Below are 19,952 nucleotides of genomic sequence, written 5' to 3' on the forward strand. Positions count from 1 at the left end.
GTCACATCACGGACAGCACTGACAATCTCGACACCTCACCGGGTGCCGACATGACGGAGGACCGATCAGATCGTGGTCAGCCGCGTCCCAGCGGGCCAGAAACCACTCGGATGCCGTCAGCAGCCGAGCGCACACGAACTCTCGTACAGAGTACCTGCTCGGCGGTGCTGCTCGCGCCCGGGCTGCGCACGGCCGGCTGGGACGAGCTGGTGACGTCCACCAGGAACGTGGGGCCCGAAGGCGACCTGTTCCTCGAACTGCCCACGGCCTCCCCCGTCGTACGGGCCGCGGCGCACGCCGGGGACGACGAGCTGGTAGCGGTGCTGGAGATCACGGACGTCGCCCCGGTCTCCGTGCCGCACCGCGTCCGGGCCCGCGCCCGGGTCTCGGGGTGGCTCACCATCGTGCCCGGACTGTCGGGCCCCGGCCGGACGACGCTGCGGCTGGAGACGGGCGAGGCGTACGTCGACGACCTGTGGGGTGCCGAGGCGGTCGAGCCCGACGCCTTCCGGGACGCGGTGCCCGATCCGCTCGCCGGTCATGAGACGGAGCTGCTCCAGCATCTGCACGCGGCCCACCGGGAGCGGCTGGGCGCGCTGTGCTCGCTGCTGGGCGGACGGACGTCCCGCCGCTGCGCGGCACACCGGCCCTCCGTCGTGCCGCTGGCACTGGACCGGTTCGGGCTGCGGGTACGCGTGTGCGAGGACCGCGACCGGTGCTTCGACGCTCGCTTCGAGTTCCCCGAGCCGGTGCGCGACGTCGTCGAGCTGCGGCACGCCATGCGCACGCTCTTCGAGGCGGCGGCGCGTTGAGACGGGTCGCGCTCCTCCCGGGGACGGGTCCCAGGAGGCTCGCGCCCCGCCGATACGAGCGCAGACCCGCCCCTGCCCGCCGCGCTCAGTCGCCGGACCGCGCCGCCTCGTCGTCGGGACCGGGCCGGCCGAGCCGCTCGCGCACCCGTTCCACCACGTCCGCGTAGCGCGCCTCCGCGCCGTAGCGCGTGGGGCGGTAGTACCGCCGGTCACGGACGGCGTCCGGGGCGTACTGCTGGGCGGCGATGCCGCCGGGGACGTCGTGGGGGTACACATAGCCCTGGGCATGGCCCAGCTTGGCGGCTCCCTTGTAGTGGCCGTCGCGCAGATGGGCCGGTACGGAGCCCGCGAGGCCCCCCCGCACATCCTCCTGCGCGGCGAAGATCGCGAGCGTCGCCGCGTTGGACTTGGGCGCCAGGGCCAGGGCGATCGTGGCGTGGCTCAGGGTGAGCGCGGCCTCCGGGAATCCGATCATGGCGACCGCCTGCGCCGCCGCGACGGCGGTGGGCAGCGCCGTGGGATCGGCGAGGCCGATGTCCTCGCTGGCCGAGATCATCAGCCGTCGGGCGATGAACCGGGGGTCCTCCCCCGCCTCGATCATCCGGGCCAGATAGTGCAGGGCGGCATCGACGTCGGAGCCGCGGATGGACTTGATGAGCGCGCTGGCCACGTCGTAGTGCTGGTCGCCGTCCCGGTCGTAGGTGACGGCGGCGCGATCGACGGTCTCCTCCAGGGTGCGGAGGGTGATCTCCTTCTCCTGCTTGTCCAGGGCCGCGCCGGCCGCCGCCTCCAGCGCCGTGAGCGCCCGGCGGGCGTCGCCGCCCGCGATGCGGAGCAGATGCCCCTCGGCGTCGCCCGGCAGAGTCACCGCGCCGCCCAGTCCGCGCTCGTCGCTCAGGGCGCGGCGGAGCAGACCGCGCAGGTCGTCGTCCGTGAGCGGTTCCAGGGTGAGGAGCAGCGAGCGCGACAGGAGCGGCGAGATGACGGAGAAGTAGGGGTTCTCCGTGGTCGCGGCGATCAGGGTCACCCAGCGGTTCTCCACGGCGGGGAGCAGCGAGTCCTGCTGGGCCTTGGAGAAGCGGTGGATCTCGTCGAGGAAGAGGACGGTCTCCTTGCCGTAGCCTCCGGTGGCGCGGCGGGCCCCGTCGATGACGGCCCGCACCTCCTTGACGCCCGCGGTGATCGCGGAGAGTTCGACGAAGCGCTTGTTGGTGGCCTTGCTGACCACGTAGGCCAGCGTCGTCTTCCCGATGCCGGGCGGACCCCACAGGAGCACGGACGACGGGCCCGCCGGGCCGCCGTTCCGCTCGCCGACGAGACGGCGCAGGGGCGAGCCCGGCTTGAGCAGATGCTGCTGTCCGACGACCTCGTCGAGAGTACGGGGGCGCATCCGGACAGCGAGGGGGCTGCTGGACGGGTCGTTCTCCTGGCGTTCCTCGGCGGCTGCGGTAAAGAGGTCGGGCTCCACGTACTGAAGCCTATGTCACGGCACCGACACCCCTGCTGGGCCGGCCGTCCGGCAGGGCCCGCGGCACGGGCCGCCGGGTCAGCTCGTCCAGAAGTCCCACCAGCGGGTCAGGATCAGCATGCCGATGATGCCGATCCACAGGACCGGCGGCACCCAGTGGAACTCCGTCAGTCCGTTGCGCAGCCAGTTCGGCGCGGGGATGATCCGGTGCTCGATGTTGTGCTTGGTGACGTAGCAGAACATGACGATGGTGGCGACCCAGGCCAGGCAGCACCACAGGCAGAGCGAGTTGATGTGGTACAGCGACTGGTACATGAGCCAGGTGCAGAAGCCGACGCCGAACAGCGTTCCGGCGTTCATCCCCAGCCAGTACCAGCTGCGGAAGCGGGCACCCGAGAGCAGCGCCAGGCCGATGCCGATGATCACCGAGTAGGCGGCCAGGCCGAGCATCGGGTTCGGGAACCCGAAGGCGGACGCCTGCTCGCTCTTCATGATGCTGCCGCAGGCGACGACCGGGTTGAGGCTGCACCCCGGCGTGAAGTTCGGGTCCTCCAGCAGCTTGAACTTGTCGATCGTGATGATCCAGGCCGCGAGGAGCCCGGCGGCGCCCGTGATCACCAGCAGCAGCGCGAACGCCCGGCCGGCGCCGAAGGACCTCTCCACCCCCTTCCCGTCCTGGTCGGAGGAGGGGCGGTCAACCGCTGCAGTCGTCATATCGCCGTTTCCATCAGTGAGTGGCCTGCTGGGCACGGTCATTGTGCCGCACCCCTCCAGCGCTCATCCGTTCGATGGACATAAACATGTCTGGCGGATTCCACGCGGAGCGAGTGCGCGACATGAGGGGTGCGGGCCCTCCGGGACCGGCGCGGGGGCGAGGAGAGGGCGGACCGCCCACCGGGGCACCGCCCCGGCCCGACCGTCCCGACCTGCGGATCCGGCGGGACAAAACCGCCCGGACGGATCGGGCCGGACGGTTCCCGGAGCGGGCCGGGGACGCACCCCCGCGGGTGCGCCGCCGCGGCGGGCGACGCCCACCGACGATGGCCGGAACGGATGCGACCCCGTGCCCCGCTCGCCAGGAATCCCCCGACAGGGTGAATTTCCCACTCATTGAATTGACGGCATATCCGGGAATCGACGGCATATCCGGCAGGGTCCGGGCAGGACGCCGACTCGGCTCCCGGCAGTGTCCGCAGCGCGCGAACACTGCCGGGAGAGGCGCCGGAGACCGTCCGCGGTCAGGCCAGGCGCTCGCGCACGGCCCCGACCACGTCCGCCAGCGCGACCGCCGTCTGCTCGCCGGACTCCATGTCCTTGAGCTGGACAACGCCCTCGGTCAGATCGCGTTCGCCCGCGACGATCGTGAGCCGCGCCCCCGACCGGTTCGCGCTCTTCATGGAGCCCTTGAGGCCGCGGTTGCCGTAGGCGAAGTCCGTCGCGACGCCCTCGCGGCGCAGCTGCGTGACGATCCCGAAGAGCACCCGCCGGGCCTCCTCGCCCAGCGGCACCGCGAAGACGCTGGTGGTCGCCGGGAGTTCGAGCTCGATGCCCTCGGCCTCCAGGGCGAGCACCGTACGGTCCACGCCGAGCGCCCAGCCGACCGACGGGAGCGCCGGGCCGCCGATCATCTCGGACAGGCCGTCGTAGCGGCCGCCGCCGCCCACCGCGGACTGCGAACCGAGTCCGTCGTGGACGAACTCGAACGTGGTGCGGGTGTAGTAGTCGAGCCCGCGGACGAGCTTCTCGTCGTCCTCGAACGCCACTCCCGCCGCGGAGAGCAGGTCGCGGACCTCCTCGTGGTACGCCTTGCAGGCGTCGCACAGGTAGTCGCGCAGCACCGGCACTCCGGCCAGCTGCTTCTGGACCTCGGGCCGCTTGTCGTCCAGGACCCGGAGCGGGTTGATCTCGATGCGGCGGCGGGTGTCCTCGTCCAGGTCGAGCCCGCGCAGGAAGCCCTGGAGCGCGTCCCGGTAGACGGGGCGGCACTCCCGGTCGCCCAGCGAGTTGAGCAGGATGCGGAAGTTCCGCAGGCCCAGCGTGCGGTACGCCTGGTCGGCCAGGATGATCAGCTCGGCGTCCAGCGCCGGGTCCTCGGCACCGATCGCCTCGGCGCCCACCTGGGAGAAGTGCCTGTAGCGACCCTTCTGCGGGCGCTCGTAGCGGTAGTACGAGCCGGAGTACCACAGCTTCACGGGGAGGTTGCCCGCCTTGTGGAGGTTGGCCTCCAGCGCGGCGCGCAGCACGGAGGCGGTGCCCTCGGGGCGCAGCGCCAGCTGGGAGCCGCCCTTGGTGGTGAGGGTGTACATCTCCTTGGTCACGATGTCGGTGGACTCACCGACTCCGCGCGAGAAGAGGGTGACGTCCTCGAAGCCGGGCGTCTCGATGTATCCGTAGCCGGAGTTCTTCAGGGGGGCGGCGATCGCCTCGCGCACGGCGAGGTACTTCGCGGAATCGGGCGGGATCAGGTCGTACGTGCCCTTGGGGGCCTTGAAGGTGCTCACGGTCTTTACTCTCGTCACATTCCTCGTCGGGGCGCGTCCGTCCCGTGCAGATACGGGTTCGTGGCGCGCTCGCGGCCGATGGTCGTCTGGGGGCCGTGGCCCGACAGCACCACGGTCGAGTCGTCGAGCGGCAGGCACACACGGGCCAGCGACTCGAGCAGCTCGGCGTGGTCGCCACCGGGCAGGTCGGTGCGTCCGACGGAGCCGGCGAAGATCAGGTCGCCCGAGAAGAGGATCTGCGGAACGTCCGCGGCCTCGGGCATCCGATACGTCACCGACCCCTTGGTATGGCCGGGCGCGTGAGCGACGTGGAACTCCAGACCGGCCAGCTTCAGCGGCACACCGTCGCTCAGCTCCTTGACGTCGTCCGGCTCCCCCACCGTCAGCTCACCCATGAGCGGCATGCCGATGGAGCGGCCGAGGGCCTTCTCCGGGTCGCTCATCATGTACCGGTCCTCGGGGTGGATCCAGGCGGGGATGTCGTGCGCGCCGCACACCGGGACGACCGAGGCGACGTGATCGATGTGTCCGTGGGTCAGGACGACGGCGACGGGCTTCAGCCGATGCTTCTTCAGCGCGTCCTCGACCCCGGCCGCGGCCCGATGGCCCGGATCGATGATCACGCACTCCTCGCCTGCGGCCGGGGCGACCAGGTAACAGTTGGTCCCCCAGGCCCCTGCGGGGAACCCGGCAATGAGCACGATCGTCCTTACTGGTCGTCCGACGGCGGATTCGCGACTGACGAAGGTCGCGGCAGTTCAGAGCCTACCGGCGCTCCTCATCACACAGCCAACCCATATACGGTACGGGCAATCCAGGCCCCACAAACGACCTACAAGGAGATCACCCGGTGGTCAGCAACGATCAGCGGCGGCGGCAGCTCGCCAGGGAGAAGTTCGAGCGGCAGCAGCGGCGCCGGGAGGAGGCCCGCCGCCGGTCGAAGCGGCTGGCCATCGCCGTCTCGGCGGCGGTGGCCGTGGTGGCGGTCGGCGGGGTGGGCACGTACCTCGTCCTCGACGGCGACGACAAGAAGGACAAGAGCGACGCGGCGGCGAGCGCCTCCCCCTCCCCGTCGACGAGCGAGAAGGCCGAGCCCGAGCCCGCGATGGCGATCGACAAGAAGGCGAAGTACACGATGTCGCTCAAAACCGGAGCGGGCGACATCGCGTTCACCATGGAGGCGGCGAAGACCCCGCACACCACGAACTCCTTCAAGGCGCTCGCCGACAAGGGCTTCTTCGACGGCACGAAGTGCCACCGGCTGACCACGCAGGGCATCTTCGTGCTGCAGTGCGGCGACCCCGAGGGCAACGGCTCGGGCGGCCCCGGCTACACGATCCCGGACGAGAACCTGACGGCGCTGGGCAAGGCGGGCGCGGACGGCACGGTGACCTATCCGGCGGGCACGGTGGCGATGGCCAACACCGGACAGCCGCACACCGGAGGCAGCCAGTTCTTCCTCGTGTACAAGGACAGCAAGCTGCCGCCGAGCTACACCCCGTTCGGCACCATGGACGCCGCCTCGCTGAAGACCGTCGAGAAGGTCGGCGCGGCGGGAGTGGCCGGTGGTGCGGGCGGCGACGGTGCGCCGAAGACGGCCGTGGACATCTCGAAGGCCGCCGTCGACAAGTCGTGAGGCGACCGGGCGACCGGCCCGGGCGGTCCGGTGGCGAGGGCCGCGGTGGGAGCGGAATATTTTCGGCCCCGCCGAGTGCGGACAGCCGGGCGGCCGGTCGCCTAGATTGGCGTTGTGCAGGGCGGGCGCTGCCCGCCCGAGGAAACTGTGGACGATGCCAGGGGGGCGAACCCTCTCGCGGGCATCAGGTGGAGGAGGCGCTGTGAGCAGCGACCCGTGGGGCCGCGTCGATGAGACGGGCACCGTGTACGTGCGTACGGCCGACGGCGAGAAGGTCGTCGGATCGTGGCAGGCGGGTTCCCCCGAGGAGGCTCTGGCCTACTTCGAGCGCAAGTACGAGGGCATGGTGGTCGAGATCGGCCTCCTCGAACGTCGGGTGAGGACCACCGACCTGTCGGCGAAGGACGCGACGACCGCCATCGAGCATCTGCGTCTGCAGGTGGACGAGCATCACGCCGTCGGCGACCTCGACGCCCTGCGCGTGCGGCTCGACGCCCTGGTGGCGAAGGTCGAGGCGCGGCGCGAGGAGCGCAAGGTCCAGAAGGCGCGTCAGTCCGACGAGGCGAGGCAGGCCAAGGAGGCTCTGGTCACCGAGGCGGAGGAGCTGGCGCGGAGCGAGCAGTGGCGCTCCGCGGGCGAGCGGCTGCGCGCGCTCGTCGACACGTGGAAGGGCCTGCCGCGGCTCGACCGCAAGTCCGACGACGAGCTGTGGCACCGCTTCTCGCACGCCCGCTCGGCGTTCTCCAAGCGCCGCAAGGCCCACTTCGCGTCGCTGGACGCCCAGCGCGAGGAGGCCCGCAAGGCGAAGGAGAAGCTGGTCGCGGAGGCCGAGTCGCTCTCCGGCTCCACGGACTGGGGGGCCACGGCCGCCCGTTACCGCGAGCTGATGACGGAGTGGAAGGCGGCGGGCCGCGCCCAGCGCGAGGCCGAGGACGGCCTGTGGAACCGCTTCCGCGGCGCCCAGGACGTCTTCTTCGCCGCCCGCGGCGAGGTCTTCGCCGAGCGGGACGCGGAACAGGGCGAGAACCTCAAGCTCAAGGAGGAGCTCGCGGCCGAGGCCGAGAAGCTGGTGCCGGTGAAGGACCTGAAGGCGGCCCGCGCCGCGTTCCGGGGCATCAACGAGCGCTGGGAGGCCATCGGCCATGTGCCGCGTGACGCCCGCCCTAAGGTCGAGGGGCGGATGCACGCGGTGGAGCGGGCGCTCCAGGAGGCCGAGGAGGCGGAGTGGCGCCGGACGAACCCTGAGGCACGTGCGCGTGCCGAGGGTCTGACCGGTCAGCTGCAGGCCGCCGTCGACAAGCTGCGCACCCAGATCGACACCGCCCGCGCGTCGGGGAACAACGTCCGCGCCGACAAGCTGGCCAAGGAGCTCGAAGGTCGTCAGGCGCTGCTGGACCAGGCGCTGAAGGGGCTGGAGGAGTTCGGCGGCTGATCCCCGCCGTAGTCGAGGCCCCCGTACGCGTCCCGAGGGACGTGTACGGGGGCCTCGGCCGTCGTGCGTACGAGCCGGGCCGGCGCGCGGATCCCGGCGGCCGGGTCAGGGCCTGCGGGCCGAGGTCACCCGGTAGACGTCGTAGACGCCCTCCACCCCGCGCACCGCCTTGAGCACGTGTCCGAGGTGCTTGGGGTCGCCCATCTCGAAGGTGAAGCGCGAGGTGGCCACCCGGTCCCGGGAAGTCTGCACGGCCGCCGACAGGATGTTGACGTGCTGGTCGGACAGGATCCGGGTGACGTCCGACAACAGCCGGGAGCGATCCAGGGCCTCGACCTGGATGGCGACCAGGAAGACCGAGGACTGGGTGGGAGCCCATTCGACGTCCAGGATGCGTTCCGGCTGCTGCGACAACGAGTCCACGTTGACGCAGTCGGCACGGTGCACGGAGACGCCGCTGCCGCGGGTGACGAACCCGATGATCGGGTCGCCGGGGACGGGTGTGCAGCAGCGGGCCAGCTTGACCCAGACGTCCTCGACACCCTTGACGACGACCCCGGGGTCTGCGTTGGAGCGGCGCTTGCCTCGGCCGCGCGAGGGCGGCGAGCTCTCGGCGATGTCCTCTTTGGCCGCGTCCTCGCCGCCGAGTGCCTGGACCAGCTTCTGCACGACCCCGGCCGCGACCACATGGCCCTCGCCGATCGCGGCGTACAGGGACGAGATGTCGGGGTAGCGCATCTCGTGCGCGAGGGTGACCAGCGAGTCGCCGGTCAGGATGCGCTGGATCGGCAGGTTCTGCTTGCGCATCGCGCGCGCGATGGCGTCCTTGCCCTGTTCGATCGCCTCGTCGCGGCGCTCCTTGGAGAACCAGGCGCGGATCTTGTTGCGGGCGCGGGGCGACTTGACGAAGCCCAGCCAGTCCCGGGAGGGCCCGGCGCCGGCCGCCTTGGAGGTGAAGACCTCCACCAGGTCGCCGTTGTCGAGGGTCGATTCGAGTGGTACGAGCCGCCCGTTGACCCGCGCCCCTATGGTCCGGTGGCCGACCTCCGTGTGCACCGCGTACGCGAAGTCGACGGGGGTCGCGCCCGCGGGGAGTGCTATGACGTCACCCTTGGGCGTGAAGACGAAGACCTCGTTGCGGGAGAGGTCGAAGCGCAGGGACTCCAGGAACTCGCCGGGGTCCTCGGTCTCCTTCTGCCAGTCCAGGAGCTGCCGCAGCCACGCCATGTCGTTGACGGTGTCCTGCCGCGCGCCCTTTCCGGTGCTCTTCGGGACGTCGGTGCGCACCTTGGAGGCGCCCGCGACGGCCTCCTGCTTGTACTTCCAGTGCGCCGCGATGCCGTACTCGGCGCGCCGGTGCATGTCGAACGTACGGATCTGGAGTTCGACGGGCTTGCCGCTGGGACCGATCACCGTGGTGTGCAGCGACTGGTACATGTTGAACTTGGGCATCGCGATGTAGTCCTTGAACCGGCCGGGGACCGGATTCCATCGCGCGTGGACGGTGCCGAGCGCCGCGTAGCAGTCGCGGACGGTGTCGACGAGGACCCGGATGCCCACCAGGTCGTAGATCTCGGCGAAGTCCCGCCCCCGCACGATCATCTTCTGGTAGACGCTGTAGTAGTGCTTCGGCCGTCCGGTGACCGTGGCCTTGATCCGGGCGGCGCGCAGGTCGGCCTGGACCTCGTCGGTCACGACGGCGAGGTATTCGTCGCGCTTGGGGGCCCGCTCGGCGACGAGGCGGACGATCTCGTCGTACATCTTGGGATAGAGGATCGCGAAGGCGAGGTCCTCCAGCTCCCACTTGATGGTGTTCATGCCCAGGCGGTGGGCCAGGGGGGCGTAGATCTCCAGCGTCTCGCGGGCCTTCTTCTCCTGCTTCTCCCGCTTGAGATAGCGCATGGTGCGCATGTTGTGGAGCCGGTCGGCGAGCTTGATGACGAGGACCCGGGGGTCCTTGGCCATGGCGACGACCATCTTGCGCACGGTCTCGGCCTGCGCGGCCTCGCCGAACTTGACCTTGTCCAGCTTGGTGACGCCGTCGACGAGCAGGGCGACCTGGTCGCCGAAGTCCTGGCGCAGGGTGTCCAGTCCGTACTCGGTGTCCTCGACCGTGTCGTGCAGCAGCCCGGCCATCAGCGTCGCCGGGTCCATGCCGAGTTCGGCGAGGATCGTGGTGACGGCGAGCGGATGGGTGATGTACGGGTCGCCGCTCTTGCGCTTCTGCCCCCTGTGCCAGCGCTCGGCGACCTGGTAGGCGCGCTCGATCTGGCGGAGCGTGGCGGTCTCGATCTTGGCGTCGTTGCCGCGGACGATGCGCAGCAGCGGTTCCAGCACCGGGTTGTACGGGCTGGAGCGCTGCACGCCGAGGCGGGCGAGCCTGGCCCGTACCCGGTTGGAGGAGCCTCCGGAACGCGAAGCGGAGGCGGCCGGGACGACCGGCCTGGCGGCGGGCTTCGCCGGGGGCTTCGGCGTGGAGGTGACCGGGGCGGACGGCTGCGCGGGCGAGGCGGGCCGCAGTGCCGGGGCGGCGGACCGCTCCGGGCCCGGGCCGGCCTCGGGCGCAGGGGGCTTCGGCTTCTGCGCGGGCTGCCTCTTCCCGGGCGCGGCTGAGGCCGCCGCGGGCTTGTCGGGCTGCGGGGCGGCGACTGGCTGGGCCTCGTCTGGCAAGAGCGCTCCTCGTGCGGGTCCGGACTCCCGGAAAGGCCATCGTATCGAGCCGGCGGCCGGTCCTCCCCCGGGGACGGTGAGACCCCTCACAACGACGGACCGGCAGCCGGTTGTTCCCGGCCTCGCCGCACACCTGCTCCCGGCCTCGGTGCGGGCCCCGCCGGCTCCCGCCGTGTGCCGGACCCCGGGCCGGGCGGCCGTCCGCGCGGCGGTGCGCACACGAAGAGAACCGGGTGACCAGAACAGCGTCTGGTCACCCGGTTCATGCCTTCTCGAGCGCTCACACGTGGATGAGGGCCTCCAGCGGCGCGCCCGCCAGGCCCCGCTCCACGCGGGCCCGGCCGCCGAGGAAGCCGAGCTCCATGAGGACCGCGACGCCCGCGATGCCGGCACCGGCCCGCCGGATCAGTTCCAGCGACGCCTCCGCGGTGCCGCCGGTCGCGAGGATGTCGTCGATGACCATGATCCGGTCGTCGGCGGACAGGTCCTCCGCGTGGATCTCGATCTCGGCGGTGCCGTACTCCAGCTCGTAGCCCTGGCTGAGGGTGGCTCCGGGAAGCTTGCCCGCCTTGCGGACGGGCACGAAGCCGAGACCGGCCCGCACCGCGACCGGGGCGGCCAGGATGAAGCCGCGCGCCTCGAGTCCGACGATCTTCGTGGCGCCGTGCCGCAGGCACAGCTCCGCGAGGGTGTCGGTGAGGGCCGCGAACGCCGTCGGGTCCGCCAGCAGCGGGGTGATGTCCTTGAAGACCACACCCGGCTTCGGGTGGTCGTGGATGTCACGGATCCTGCTGAGCAGAAGCTCCCGGACGCTTTCGGTGGTGCTGCTGGTCATCAGTGATTCCCGGGGGTCCGGCCGCGGCCCCTGGGGGGCTGCTGGCGCTGGCCGACGACCGCGGCGGCGGGCGCGGTGTCCTGCGGGAGGTCGTCGCCGGGATCCTCGTCCCCGGCGGACTCGTCCTTGGCGGCGGCGGCCGCACGCTTGGCGAGAACCCGCTTCTTCAGCGCCTTGATCTGCGGGTCGCGCCCCTTGAGGTCGGCGACGAGCGGGGTGGCGATGAAGATCGAGGAGTACGCACCGGCGGCGAGGCCGACGAACAGCGACAACGAGATGTCGTTCAGCATGCCGGCGCCCAGGACGCCGCCGCCGATGAACAGCAGGCCGGCGACCGGGAGCAGGGCCACGACGGTGGTGTTGATCGAGCGGACCAGGGTGCCGTTGATCGAGCGGTTGGCGATCTCGCCGTACGTCCACCGGGTCTGCTTGGTGACGTCGACGGTGCTCTCCTTGAGGCTGTCGAAGACGACGACCGTGTCGTACAGGGAGTACCCGAGGATGGTCAGCAGACCGATCACGGTGCCCGGGGTGACCTCGAAGCCGACCAGCGCGTAGACGCCGACCGTGATGGTGAGGTCGTGGATCAGCGCGACCAGGGCCGCGATCGCCATGCGCCATTCGAACGCGATGGCCATGTAGATCACCACGAGGACCATGAAGACGCCGAGACCGGTCCACGCCTTGTTGGCGATCTGCTCGCCCCAGCTGGGACCGACCAGGTCGGCGGCGATCTTCTCTTCCGGGACGGAGAGGTCCTTGGCGAGCAGGTCCTTGATCTCGTCGGACTTCGCCGTGTCGACCTCGGTGATCTGGATGCGCAGACCGCCGTTGCCGAGCTTCTGGACGATCGCCTGGTGGCCGGAGGCCTCGGTCGCGATGTCCTCGGCCTCGCTGACGGTCACGCTCGTCTTCGGGGTGGTGAAGACGGCACCGCCCTTGAACTCGATGCCCATGTTGAGGCCGCTGACCGCCAAGCCGACGATGGCCGTGATGGTGATCAGAATGGAGACGCCGTACCAGATCCTGCGCTTGCCGATGAAGTCGTAGCCGACTTCGCCGCGGTAGAGACGGGCGCCGAGAGTGCCGAGTCGCGACATCTCACGCCTCCTTCGGGTGGTCGGTACGGGCGTTGACACGCCGCGAGCGGCGCAGGGGCGGCTTGGCACCGAGGCGCTTCGGGTCCAGGCCGGACCACGGGTGACCGCTGGAGAAGAACTTCGTCCGGGCCAGCAGCGTCATGACCGGCTTGGTGAAGAGGTAGACCACGACCACGTCGAGGATGGTGGTGAGCCCCAGCGTGAAGGCGAAGCCCTGGACCTTGCCGACCGTGACGACGAAGAGCACCGCCGCGGCGAGGAAGGACACGAAGTCGGAGACCAGGATGGTGCGCCGGGCGCGCGGCCAGGCCCGCTCGACGGCAGGGCGCAGGGTGCGGCCCTCGCGGATCTCGTCGCGGATCCTCTCGAAGTACACGATGAAGGAGTCCGCGGTGATACCGATGGCCACGATGGCCCCGCAGACCGCGGGGAGGTTCAGCGCGAACCCGATGGCCGGGCCGAGCAGCGACATGAGCGTGTAGGTCAGGATGCCCGAGGCCAGGAGGCTCAGAAGCGCGATGAACGCCAGGCCGCGGTAGTAGGTGACCAGGTAGATGACGACCAGTGCCAGGCCGATGGCGCCGGCGATCAGGCCCGCCTGGAGCTGCTCGCCACCGAGGGCGGCCGTGACGGTGGTGACCGTCTGCTCCTTGAAGCTGAGCGGCAGGGCACCGTAGGAGAGCACGTTGGCCAGGTCCTCGGCGGACTGCTGGTCGAAGCTGCCGGAGATCTCGGCGTTGGCGCTCAGCGCCTCGCGTACGTAGGGGGCGGAGACGACCTCGCCGTCGAGCACGATGGCGAACTGGTTCTGCGGGGTCTGCTGCTGCGCGAGCCGGCCCGTGATCTTCTGGAACTTCTTGGCGCCGCCCTTGGTGAACTCCATCTGGACGATCCACTGGCCGGTCTGCTGGTTGATCGCGCCCTTGGCGCTGTCCACGTCCGTGCCGGAGACCTCGGCCGGGCCGAGGATGTACTTGGCCTCGCCGGTGGAGTCACAGGCTACGGTGGGCTCGGTGGGCTTCACGTTGGCACCGGCCGCTGCGCGGCCGGCCTTCGTGGAGCAGTCCAGGGCGGCGAACTTCTTCTCCAGCGCGGTCCCGGCCTGGTCGGCGGCGGCCGGGGGGGTCGTGGACGCCTTGGGATCGTCGGACGCCCCGGGGCTGGGCGTGTCCTTCGTCAGGGCGCCGGTGACCGCGCGCCCCTGGGTGGTCGCGGTGGCCGAGGGAGTGGCCGAGGAACCGGACGCCTTCTCACCGGTGGCGGCGGACGCGCTCGGCTTCGGCGACCCGGAGGGCGAGGGGCTGGCGGTGCCCTTGGGCGTGGGGCCGCCGGCCGCCATGCTGAGCACCGGCCGGAAGTAGAGCTGGGCGGTCGTGCCGACCTGCTCCCGGGCCTGCTGCGAGTTCGTCCCCTTGGGGATGTTGACGACGATGTTCTCCCGGCCCTGGGTCTGGACCTCGGCCTCGGAGACACCCAGACCGTTGACACGGCGCTCGATGATGCCGACCGCCGTGTCCATGTTCGTCTGGTTGATCGCGTTCGGCTTGCCGGGCTGGCTCTGCGCCTTGAGCGTGATGGACGTGCCGCCCGCCAGGTCGATGCCCAGTCGTGGCGTCGGCTGATCAGCCAGGAACATCCCTCCGGTGAGGGCGACCATGGCGATCAGGATCAGAGCCAGGGAACGCCCCGGCCTGCCTTGACCGCCGGCCGGTCCCCGGCTCTTCTTCGGTGCTGCCACCTTCTCGTTTCTCCCTGTCCAACCGCCCCGAGCCGGGTACGCGCCCGAGCGGCCACGAAGTGTAGTGGGGACCCACCCCGCAGAAGATCGCACGGGCCGGGGAGTGCCGGACGCCCGTGGGCCCACGGCATCCCCGGTTCGCGCGACTACTTCGCGTCGGCCTCGCCGTCGGTCTTGCCCTCGGACTTCTTGCCGGACCCGGCGTCCTTCGGCTCGGCGTCGTCGGCCTTCTTGCCCAGATCGATCCCGGCGTCGTCCGAGGTGTCCGACGCGGCGTCCGCCTCGGTCAGCGAGGAGGCGTCGTCCGGGACGACCGTGCCGTCGAGGTCGAGGGCGCTGTCGTCGCCGTGGACGATGCGGTTGTACTCGGCGTCGTCGAGAACGGCACCGATGGCGTTCTTGGCGTAGACGGCGTGGACGCCGGGGGCGACCTCCAGGAGAACCGTGTCGTCGTGGACCTCCTTGACGGTGGCGTACATGCCCCCGATCGTCCGGACACCGGCGCCGGGCTGCATCTCGTCACGCATCTGGACGGCGGCCGCCTGCTTCTTCTTGGCGGACCGCGTCATCAGGAACATGGCCCCGATGAGCACGATGAAAGGGAGGAGAGACACGAGATTCACGGGACGAGTTTCCTTCGCACGACCGCGCTGAAGGGCGGCCTGGTCTTCGGGGGTGGGTACACCGACCCATTGGGGCGGCATCGGCGGAGTCTAGGCGAGTCCGCATCGATGGAACAACGCCCGACGCCCCTCGTTGGTTCCTGTCCGGGTGAACCTGTGACGCGTCACGCCCCGAACAGACCCTGTTGTCCCTTTCCGCCGTGCTGAGGAGGGACAAGACCGAGATGGGCCCAGGCCGCGGGGGTCGCGACGCGCCCGCGCGGCGTCCTGGCCAGCAGCCCTTCCCGGACGAGGAACGGCTCGGCGACCTCCTCGACCGTCTCGCGTTCCTCGCCCACGGCGACCGCCAGGGTCGACAGGCCCACGGGGCCGCCGCCGAACAGCGTGAGCAACGCGCGGAGCACCGCCCGGTCCAGCCGGTCGAGACCACGTACGTCGACCTCGTACACGCCGAGGGCGGCGGAGGCGACCGGTCGGTCGATCCGCCCGTCGGCCTTGACCTGGGCGTAGTCACGGACACGGCGCAGCAGCCGGTTGGCGATGCGCGGGGTGCCGCGGGACCGCCCGGCGATCTCGGCGGCGCCGTCCTCGTCTATCGCCACGTCGAGGAGGCGGGCCGAGCGCCGGATGACGCGTTCGAGTTCGGTGGGGGCGTAGAACTCCATGTGGCCGGTGAAGCCGAAGCGGTCGCGCAGCGGGGGCGGCAGCAGCCCTGCCCTGGTGGTGGCGCCGACCAGGGTGAAGGGCGGGAGTTCCAGCGGGATCGCGGTGGCTCCCGGGCCCTTCCCCACGATCACGTCGACCCGGAAGTCCTCCATCGCCATGTACAGCATCTCCTCGGCGGGCCGCGACATGCGGTGGATCTCGTCGAGGAAGAGGACCTCGCCCTCCTGGAGCGAGGAGAGGATCGCGGCGAGGTCGCCCGCGTGCTGGATGGCGGGGCCCGAGGTGATCCGGATGGGGGCGTCCATCTCGGCCGCGATGATCATGGAGAGGGTGGTCTTGCCGAGGCCGGGGGCGCCGGAGAGCAGGACGTGGTCGGCGGTGGCGCCGCGGGCCCTGGCCGCCTTGAGGACAAGGTCCAGCTGTTCGCGCACCTTCTCCTGGCCGACGAATTCGTCGAGGTCCTTCGGTCGCAGCGCGGCTTCGACCGCGGTGTCCTCGCCGTCCGCGCCCGCGTCGACGAGACGCTCGTCGAGTCGTTCGCCGGTGTCGGGTCCGGTCTCGTCCCAGTTCATTCAGTCTGTCCCGCCTCGGGTGTTTCGGTGCCGTGCGGTGCCCGGCGCGGCGTCGGGGTGTGCCCGGGTGCGCGCTCCTGTCAGCGCGCGCGGTTGAGGGTCTGGAGCGCGGCCCGCAGCAGCTGCGGCACGGGGGCCTGCCCGTTCTCGGCGAGTGCCGCCTCGGCCTGCGGGGTCACGGCGGCGACCGCGTCGTCGGCCTCCCGGGCGGCATAGCCGAGGCCGATCAGCGCGGCGTGCAGCTGGTCGCTCCAGGACGGGGTGACGGCGGTGCCGACGCCCTGCCGGCCGATCCGGGCGCCGACGGGCTCACCGAGCCTGTCCTTCAGTTCGAGGAGGAGTTTCTGCGCGCCCTTCTTGCCGATGCCGGAGACGGCCGTGAGCGCCTTCTCGTCGCCGGTCGCGACGGCGGTCCGCAGGGCATCGGGGCTGTGCGTGGCGAGCATGGCCTGGGCCAGCCGCGGGCCGACGCCGCTGGCGGTCTGGAGCAGCTCGAAGACCTGCCGCTCGTCGTCGTCGGCGAAGCCGTAGAGGGTGAGCGAGTCCTCCCGTACGACGAGGGAGGTGGCGAGCCGGGCCTCCTCGCCGATCCGGAGGCCGGCGAGGGTGTTCGGGGTGCACTGGACGGCCATGCCGACGCCGCCGACCTCGATCACGGCCGTGGTCGGGGCGAGCGCGGCGACGGGGCCGCTGACGAAGGCGATCATCGGGGGACCTTCCGGACGGGGGGCGCGAGCGTACGGACCGCGGGGCTACGGGGCGCGCGCGAGGTTCGGGACGCGCCGACGGCCGCCGCGTGCGCCTGCTGGAGGCGGTTGACGGCGGGGGCGCGCCAGATGTGGCAGATGGCGAGGGCGAGGGCGTCGGCGGCGTCGGCCGGTTTCGGCGGGGCGTCGAGTCTCAGGAGCCGGGTGACCATGGCGCCGACCTGTGCCTTGTCGGCACGGCCGCTGCCGGTGACGGCCGCCTTGACCTCGCTCGGGGTGTGCAGCGCGACGGGTATGCCGCGGCGGGACGCGCAGAGCATCGCGACGGCGCTGGCCTGGGCGGTGCCCATCACCGTGCGGACGTTGTGCTGGCTGAAGACCCGCTCCACGGCGACGAATTCGGGGCGGTGCTCGTCAAGCCACTCCTCGATTCCGCGTTCGATGGCGACCAGGCGGTGGCCGAGCTCCGCCTCGGCCGGGGTGCGGACGACGCCGACGCCGCGCATCGTCAGGGTCCGGCCGGCCACGCCCTCGACGACACCGACACCGCACCGGGTCAGCCCCGGGTCGACGCCGAGTACCCGCATGGGTGATCCCCCTCCGTACCGATCGGTCAACTGTTCCCGCAGGCTATCGGCTCGCACTGACAATGCGTCGGGCAATGCGACGGGCCGACGGGGCGTGTCCCCCGTCGGCCCGTGCGTGAAGGCTGTGCCGAGCCCGGCTCAGGCGTCGACCTTCTCCATGACCTCGTCCGAGACGTCGAAGTTGGCGAAGACGTTCTGGACGTCGTCGCTGTCCTCCAGGGCGTCGATCAGCTTGAAGATCTTGCGCGCGCCCTCCTCGTCCAGCTCGACCTGCATGGTGGGCAGGAAACTGGCCTCGGCGGAGTCGTAGTCGATGCCGACCTCCTGGAGCGCCGTACGGACCGCGACCAGGTCGGTGGCCTCGCTGACGACCTCGTAGGTCTCGCCGAGGTCGTTGACCTCCTCGGCGCCCGCGTCGAGCACGGCACCGAGGACGTCGTCCTCGGTCAGCCCGCCCTTGGGGACGATGACGACGCCCTTGCGGTTGAAGAGGTACGAGACCGAACCGGGGTCGGCCATCGAACCGCCGTTGCGGGTCATCGCGACGCGTACGTCGGAGGCGGCACGGTTCCGGTTGTCGGTGAGGCACTCGATGAGCACCGCGACACCGTTCGGGCCATAACCCTCGTACATGATCGTCTGGTAATCGACCCCGCCCGCTTCGAGACCACCGCCGCGCTTGACCGCGGAATCGATGTTCTTGTTCGGTACGGAGCTCTTCTTCGCCTTCTGGATCGCGTCCACAAGGGTCGGGTTTCCATCGGGGTCCACACCGCCGGTGCGGGCCGCGACCTCGATGTTCTTGATCAGCTTCGCGAAGAGCTTGCCGCGCTTGGCATCGATCACGGCCTTCTTGTGCTTCGTCGTAGCCCATTTAGAGTGGCCGGACATCTGCCTTCTCCTTCGCGTCACCAAAAAATCGATCCGAACCCGGGAGATCCTACCGGGATCGAATCAGCCGACCTCGCGCACCATGTCCACGAACAAGGCGTGAACACGGTGATCTCCGGTCAATTCCGGGTGGAAGGACGTCGCCAGCGCGTTGCCCTGGCGCACGCCGACGATGTGGCCGCCGTGCTCGGCCACCACCTCGGCCCGCGCACCGACCGACTCCACCCAGGGGGCCCGGATGAAGACGCCCTCGACGGGGCCGCCCTCGACTCCGGCGACCTCCACGGCGGCCTCGAACGACTCGTTCTGACGCCCGAAGGCGTTGCGGCGCACGATCATGTCGATGCCGCCGAGCGTCTCCTGTCCGGAGCGCGGGTCGAGGATCTTGTCGGCGAGGAGGATCATCCCGGCGCAGGTGCCGTAGACCGGCATCCCGTCCCGTATCCGCTCGCGCAGCGGTTCCAGCATGCCGAACAGGGACGCCAGCTTGGACATCGTGGTGGACTCGCCACCGGGCAGAACCAGGCCGTCGACCTCGGCGAGTTCCTCGGGGCGCCGGACCGGCCTGGCCTGGGCGTCCGCCGAGGCCAGGGCGATCAGGTGCTCCCGTACGTCGCCCTGGAGGGCCAGGACTCCGATCACAGGGGTGTCGCTCATCGGTGCTTACCAGCCGCGGTTGGCGTAGCGCTCGGCCTCGGGCAGGGTGTCGCAGTTGATGCCGACCATGGCCTCGCCCAGGTTCCGGGAGGCGTCCGCGATGACCTTCGGGTCGTCGTAGAAGGTGGTGGCCTTCACGATGGCGGCGGCGCGCCTGGCCGGGGCGCCGGACTTGAAGATGCCGGAGCCCACGAAGACGCCCTCGGCGCCGAGCTGGCGCATCAGGGCCGCGTCGGCGGGGGTGGCGACGCCACCCGCGGAGAAGAGCACCACAGGCAGCTTGCCGAGCTCCGCGACCTCCTTGACCAGCTCGTACGGGGCGCGCAGCTCCTTGGCGGCGGCGTACAGCTCGTTGTTGTCGTAGCCGCGCAGGCGGGCGATCTCGTTCTTGATCTGGCGCAGGTGACGGACGGCCTCGACGACGTTCCCGGTGCCGGCCTCGCCCTTCGAGCGGATCATGGCCGCGCCCTCGGCGATGCGGCGCAGGGCCTCGCCGAGGTTGGTGGCGCCGCACACGAAGGGGGTGGTGAACGCGAACTTGTCGCTGTGGTTGACCTCGTCGGCCGGGGTGAGGACCTCGGACTCGTCGATGTAGTCGACGCCGAGTGCCTGGAGGACCTGGGCCTCGACGAAGTGGCCGATGCGGGACTTGGCCATCACCGGGATGGAGACGGCCTCCATGATCTCCTCGATCATGTTCGGGTCGGACATGCGGGCCACTCCGCCGTCCTTGCGGATGTCGGCCGGCACCCGCTCCAGTGCCATGACGGCCACGGCGCCCGCGTCTTCGGCGATCTTCGCCTGCTCCGCGTTGACGACGTCCATGATCACGCCGCCCTTGAGCTGCTCGGCCATGCCGCGCTTGACGCGGGCGGTGCCGGTGGCCGGGGAGTCGGCGGACTGCGGGGTGGTGGGGAGGGTGGACACGGATCGACCTCACTCGGAGAAAGTCACTGAAAAGCGCTGATTGGTGCAGGGCTGAGCAAACTCTCCGGGAGCGGTCCACTTCAAGGGCCAATGCGAGGCCGGTGGATCGTTTTGGACGCGTACGGGGCGG

The 19,952-nt window shown here is 70.7% G+C and carries 18 protein-coding genes; 3 read left to right on the forward strand and 15 right to left on the reverse strand.

The features are described from left to right. Window positions 1-110: 110 nt before the first annotated feature. On the forward strand, window positions 111-812 hold the full coding sequence (locus AMK22_RS22255; protein WP_073787635.1) for a DUF2470 domain-containing protein: 702 nt from the start codon (window positions 111-113) through the stop codon (window positions 810-812). 85 nt (window positions 813-897) lie between these two features. On the opposite strand, the gene AMK22_RS22260 is transcribed toward AMK22_RS22255, so the two are convergent. The 4 genes from AMK22_RS22260 to AMK22_RS22275 form a co-directional block, all read right to left on the reverse strand. After that, entirely contained in the window at window positions 898-2,280 is a 1,383-nt protein-coding gene (locus AMK22_RS22260; protein WP_073787637.1) for a replication-associated recombination protein A, read from the reverse strand. Window positions 2,281-2,358: 78 nt separating this feature from the next. Beyond that, on the reverse strand, window positions 2,359-2,994 hold the full coding sequence (locus AMK22_RS22265; RefSeq protein ID WP_073787639.1) for a vitamin K epoxide reductase family protein: 636 nt from the start codon (window positions 2,992-2,994) through the stop codon (window positions 2,359-2,361). A 524-nt stretch (window positions 2,995-3,518) separates the two neighbouring features. Beyond that, the gene (gene hisS, locus AMK22_RS22270) at window positions 3,519-4,781 is read right to left on the reverse strand and encodes a histidine--tRNA ligase (RefSeq protein ID WP_073787641.1); all 1,263 of its coding nucleotides are present in this window, start codon (window positions 4,779-4,781) and stop codon (window positions 3,519-3,521) included. Between the two features lie 14 nt (window positions 4,782-4,795). After that, a complete protein-coding gene (locus AMK22_RS22275) occupies window positions 4,796-5,482 on the reverse strand; it encodes an MBL fold metallo-hydrolase (protein WP_073787643.1) in 687 nt (228 codons plus the stop codon). A 149-nt stretch (window positions 5,483-5,631) separates the two neighbouring features. Here AMK22_RS22275 and AMK22_RS22280 point away from each other — a divergent pair, with 149 nt between their 5' ends. Beyond that, window positions 5,632-6,417, forward strand: coding sequence for a peptidylprolyl isomerase (locus AMK22_RS22280; RefSeq protein ID WP_073787645.1), 786 nt, complete (start codon window positions 5,632-5,634; stop codon window positions 6,415-6,417). A 202-nt stretch (window positions 6,418-6,619) separates the two neighbouring features. Then, complete coding sequence (locus tag AMK22_RS22285; protein ID WP_073787647.1) at window positions 6,620-7,849, forward strand: DUF349 domain-containing protein; 1,230 nt, start codon at window positions 6,620-6,622, stop codon at window positions 7,847-7,849. 105 nt (window positions 7,850-7,954) lie between these two features. On the opposite strand, the gene AMK22_RS22290 is transcribed toward AMK22_RS22285, so the two are convergent. The 11 genes from AMK22_RS22290 to pdxS all read right to left on the reverse strand — a co-directional run bounded on the left by AMK22_RS22290 (window position 7,955) and on the right by pdxS (window position 19,822). Beyond that, a complete protein-coding gene (locus AMK22_RS22290) occupies window positions 7,955-10,519 on the reverse strand; it encodes a RelA/SpoT family protein (protein ID WP_073787648.1) in 2,565 nt (854 codons plus the stop codon). 280 nt (window positions 10,520-10,799) lie between these two features. Beyond that, entirely contained in the window at window positions 10,800-11,354 is a 555-nt protein-coding gene (locus AMK22_RS22295; protein ID WP_073787649.1) for an adenine phosphoribosyltransferase, read from the reverse strand. Further along, complete coding sequence (secF, locus tag AMK22_RS22300) at window positions 11,354-12,454, reverse strand: protein translocase subunit SecF (RefSeq protein ID WP_073787650.1); 1,101 nt, start codon at window positions 12,452-12,454, stop codon at window positions 11,354-11,356. Before secF ends, AMK22_RS22295 begins: the two co-directional genes overlap by 1 nt. A gap of 1 nt (window position 12,455) precedes the next feature. Next, window positions 12,456-14,192: a protein translocase subunit SecD gene (secD, locus tag AMK22_RS22305; protein WP_073787651.1), complete on the reverse strand. Its 1,737-nt coding sequence runs from the start codon at window positions 14,190-14,192 to the stop codon at window positions 12,456-12,458. Window positions 14,193-14,338: 146 nt separating this feature from the next. Next, entirely contained in the window at window positions 14,339-14,815 is a 477-nt protein-coding gene (gene yajC / locus AMK22_RS22310) for a preprotein translocase subunit YajC (protein ID WP_073787652.1), read from the reverse strand. A gap of 164 nt (window positions 14,816-14,979) precedes the next feature. Further along, a complete protein-coding gene (gene ruvB / locus AMK22_RS22315) occupies window positions 14,980-16,053 on the reverse strand; it encodes a Holliday junction branch migration DNA helicase RuvB (RefSeq protein ID WP_073787653.1) in 1,074 nt (357 codons plus the stop codon). Between the two features lie 80 nt (window positions 16,054-16,133). After that, window positions 16,134-16,760, reverse strand: coding sequence for a Holliday junction branch migration protein RuvA (gene ruvA / locus AMK22_RS22320; protein ID WP_073787654.1), 627 nt, complete (start codon window positions 16,758-16,760; stop codon window positions 16,134-16,136). Further along, window positions 16,757-17,347, reverse strand: coding sequence for a crossover junction endodeoxyribonuclease RuvC (gene ruvC / locus AMK22_RS22325; RefSeq protein WP_073787655.1), 591 nt, complete (start codon window positions 17,345-17,347; stop codon window positions 16,757-16,759). The genes ruvA and ruvC overlap by 4 nt, the downstream gene beginning before the upstream one ends. Window positions 17,348-17,485: 138 nt before the next feature. Further along, window positions 17,486-18,238 carry a YebC/PmpR family DNA-binding transcriptional regulator gene (locus AMK22_RS22330; protein ID WP_073787656.1) on the reverse strand — a complete coding sequence of 251 codons (753 nt, stop codon included), beginning with the start codon at window positions 18,236-18,238 and terminating at the stop codon, window positions 17,486-17,488. A 63-nt stretch (window positions 18,239-18,301) separates the two neighbouring features. Then, window positions 18,302-18,895, reverse strand: coding sequence for a pyridoxal 5'-phosphate synthase glutaminase subunit PdxT (pdxT, locus tag AMK22_RS22335; protein ID WP_073787657.1), 594 nt, complete (start codon window positions 18,893-18,895; stop codon window positions 18,302-18,304). Between the two features lie 6 nt (window positions 18,896-18,901). Then, complete coding sequence (gene pdxS, locus AMK22_RS22340; RefSeq protein ID WP_073787658.1) at window positions 18,902-19,822, reverse strand: pyridoxal 5'-phosphate synthase lyase subunit PdxS; 921 nt, start codon at window positions 19,820-19,822, stop codon at window positions 18,902-18,904. Window positions 19,823-19,952 lie beyond the last annotated feature (130 nt).

This window comes from Streptomyces sp. CB01580 (genome assembly GCF_001905795.1).
Classification (GTDB): domain Bacteria; phylum Actinomycetota; class Actinomycetes; order Streptomycetales; family Streptomycetaceae; genus Streptomyces.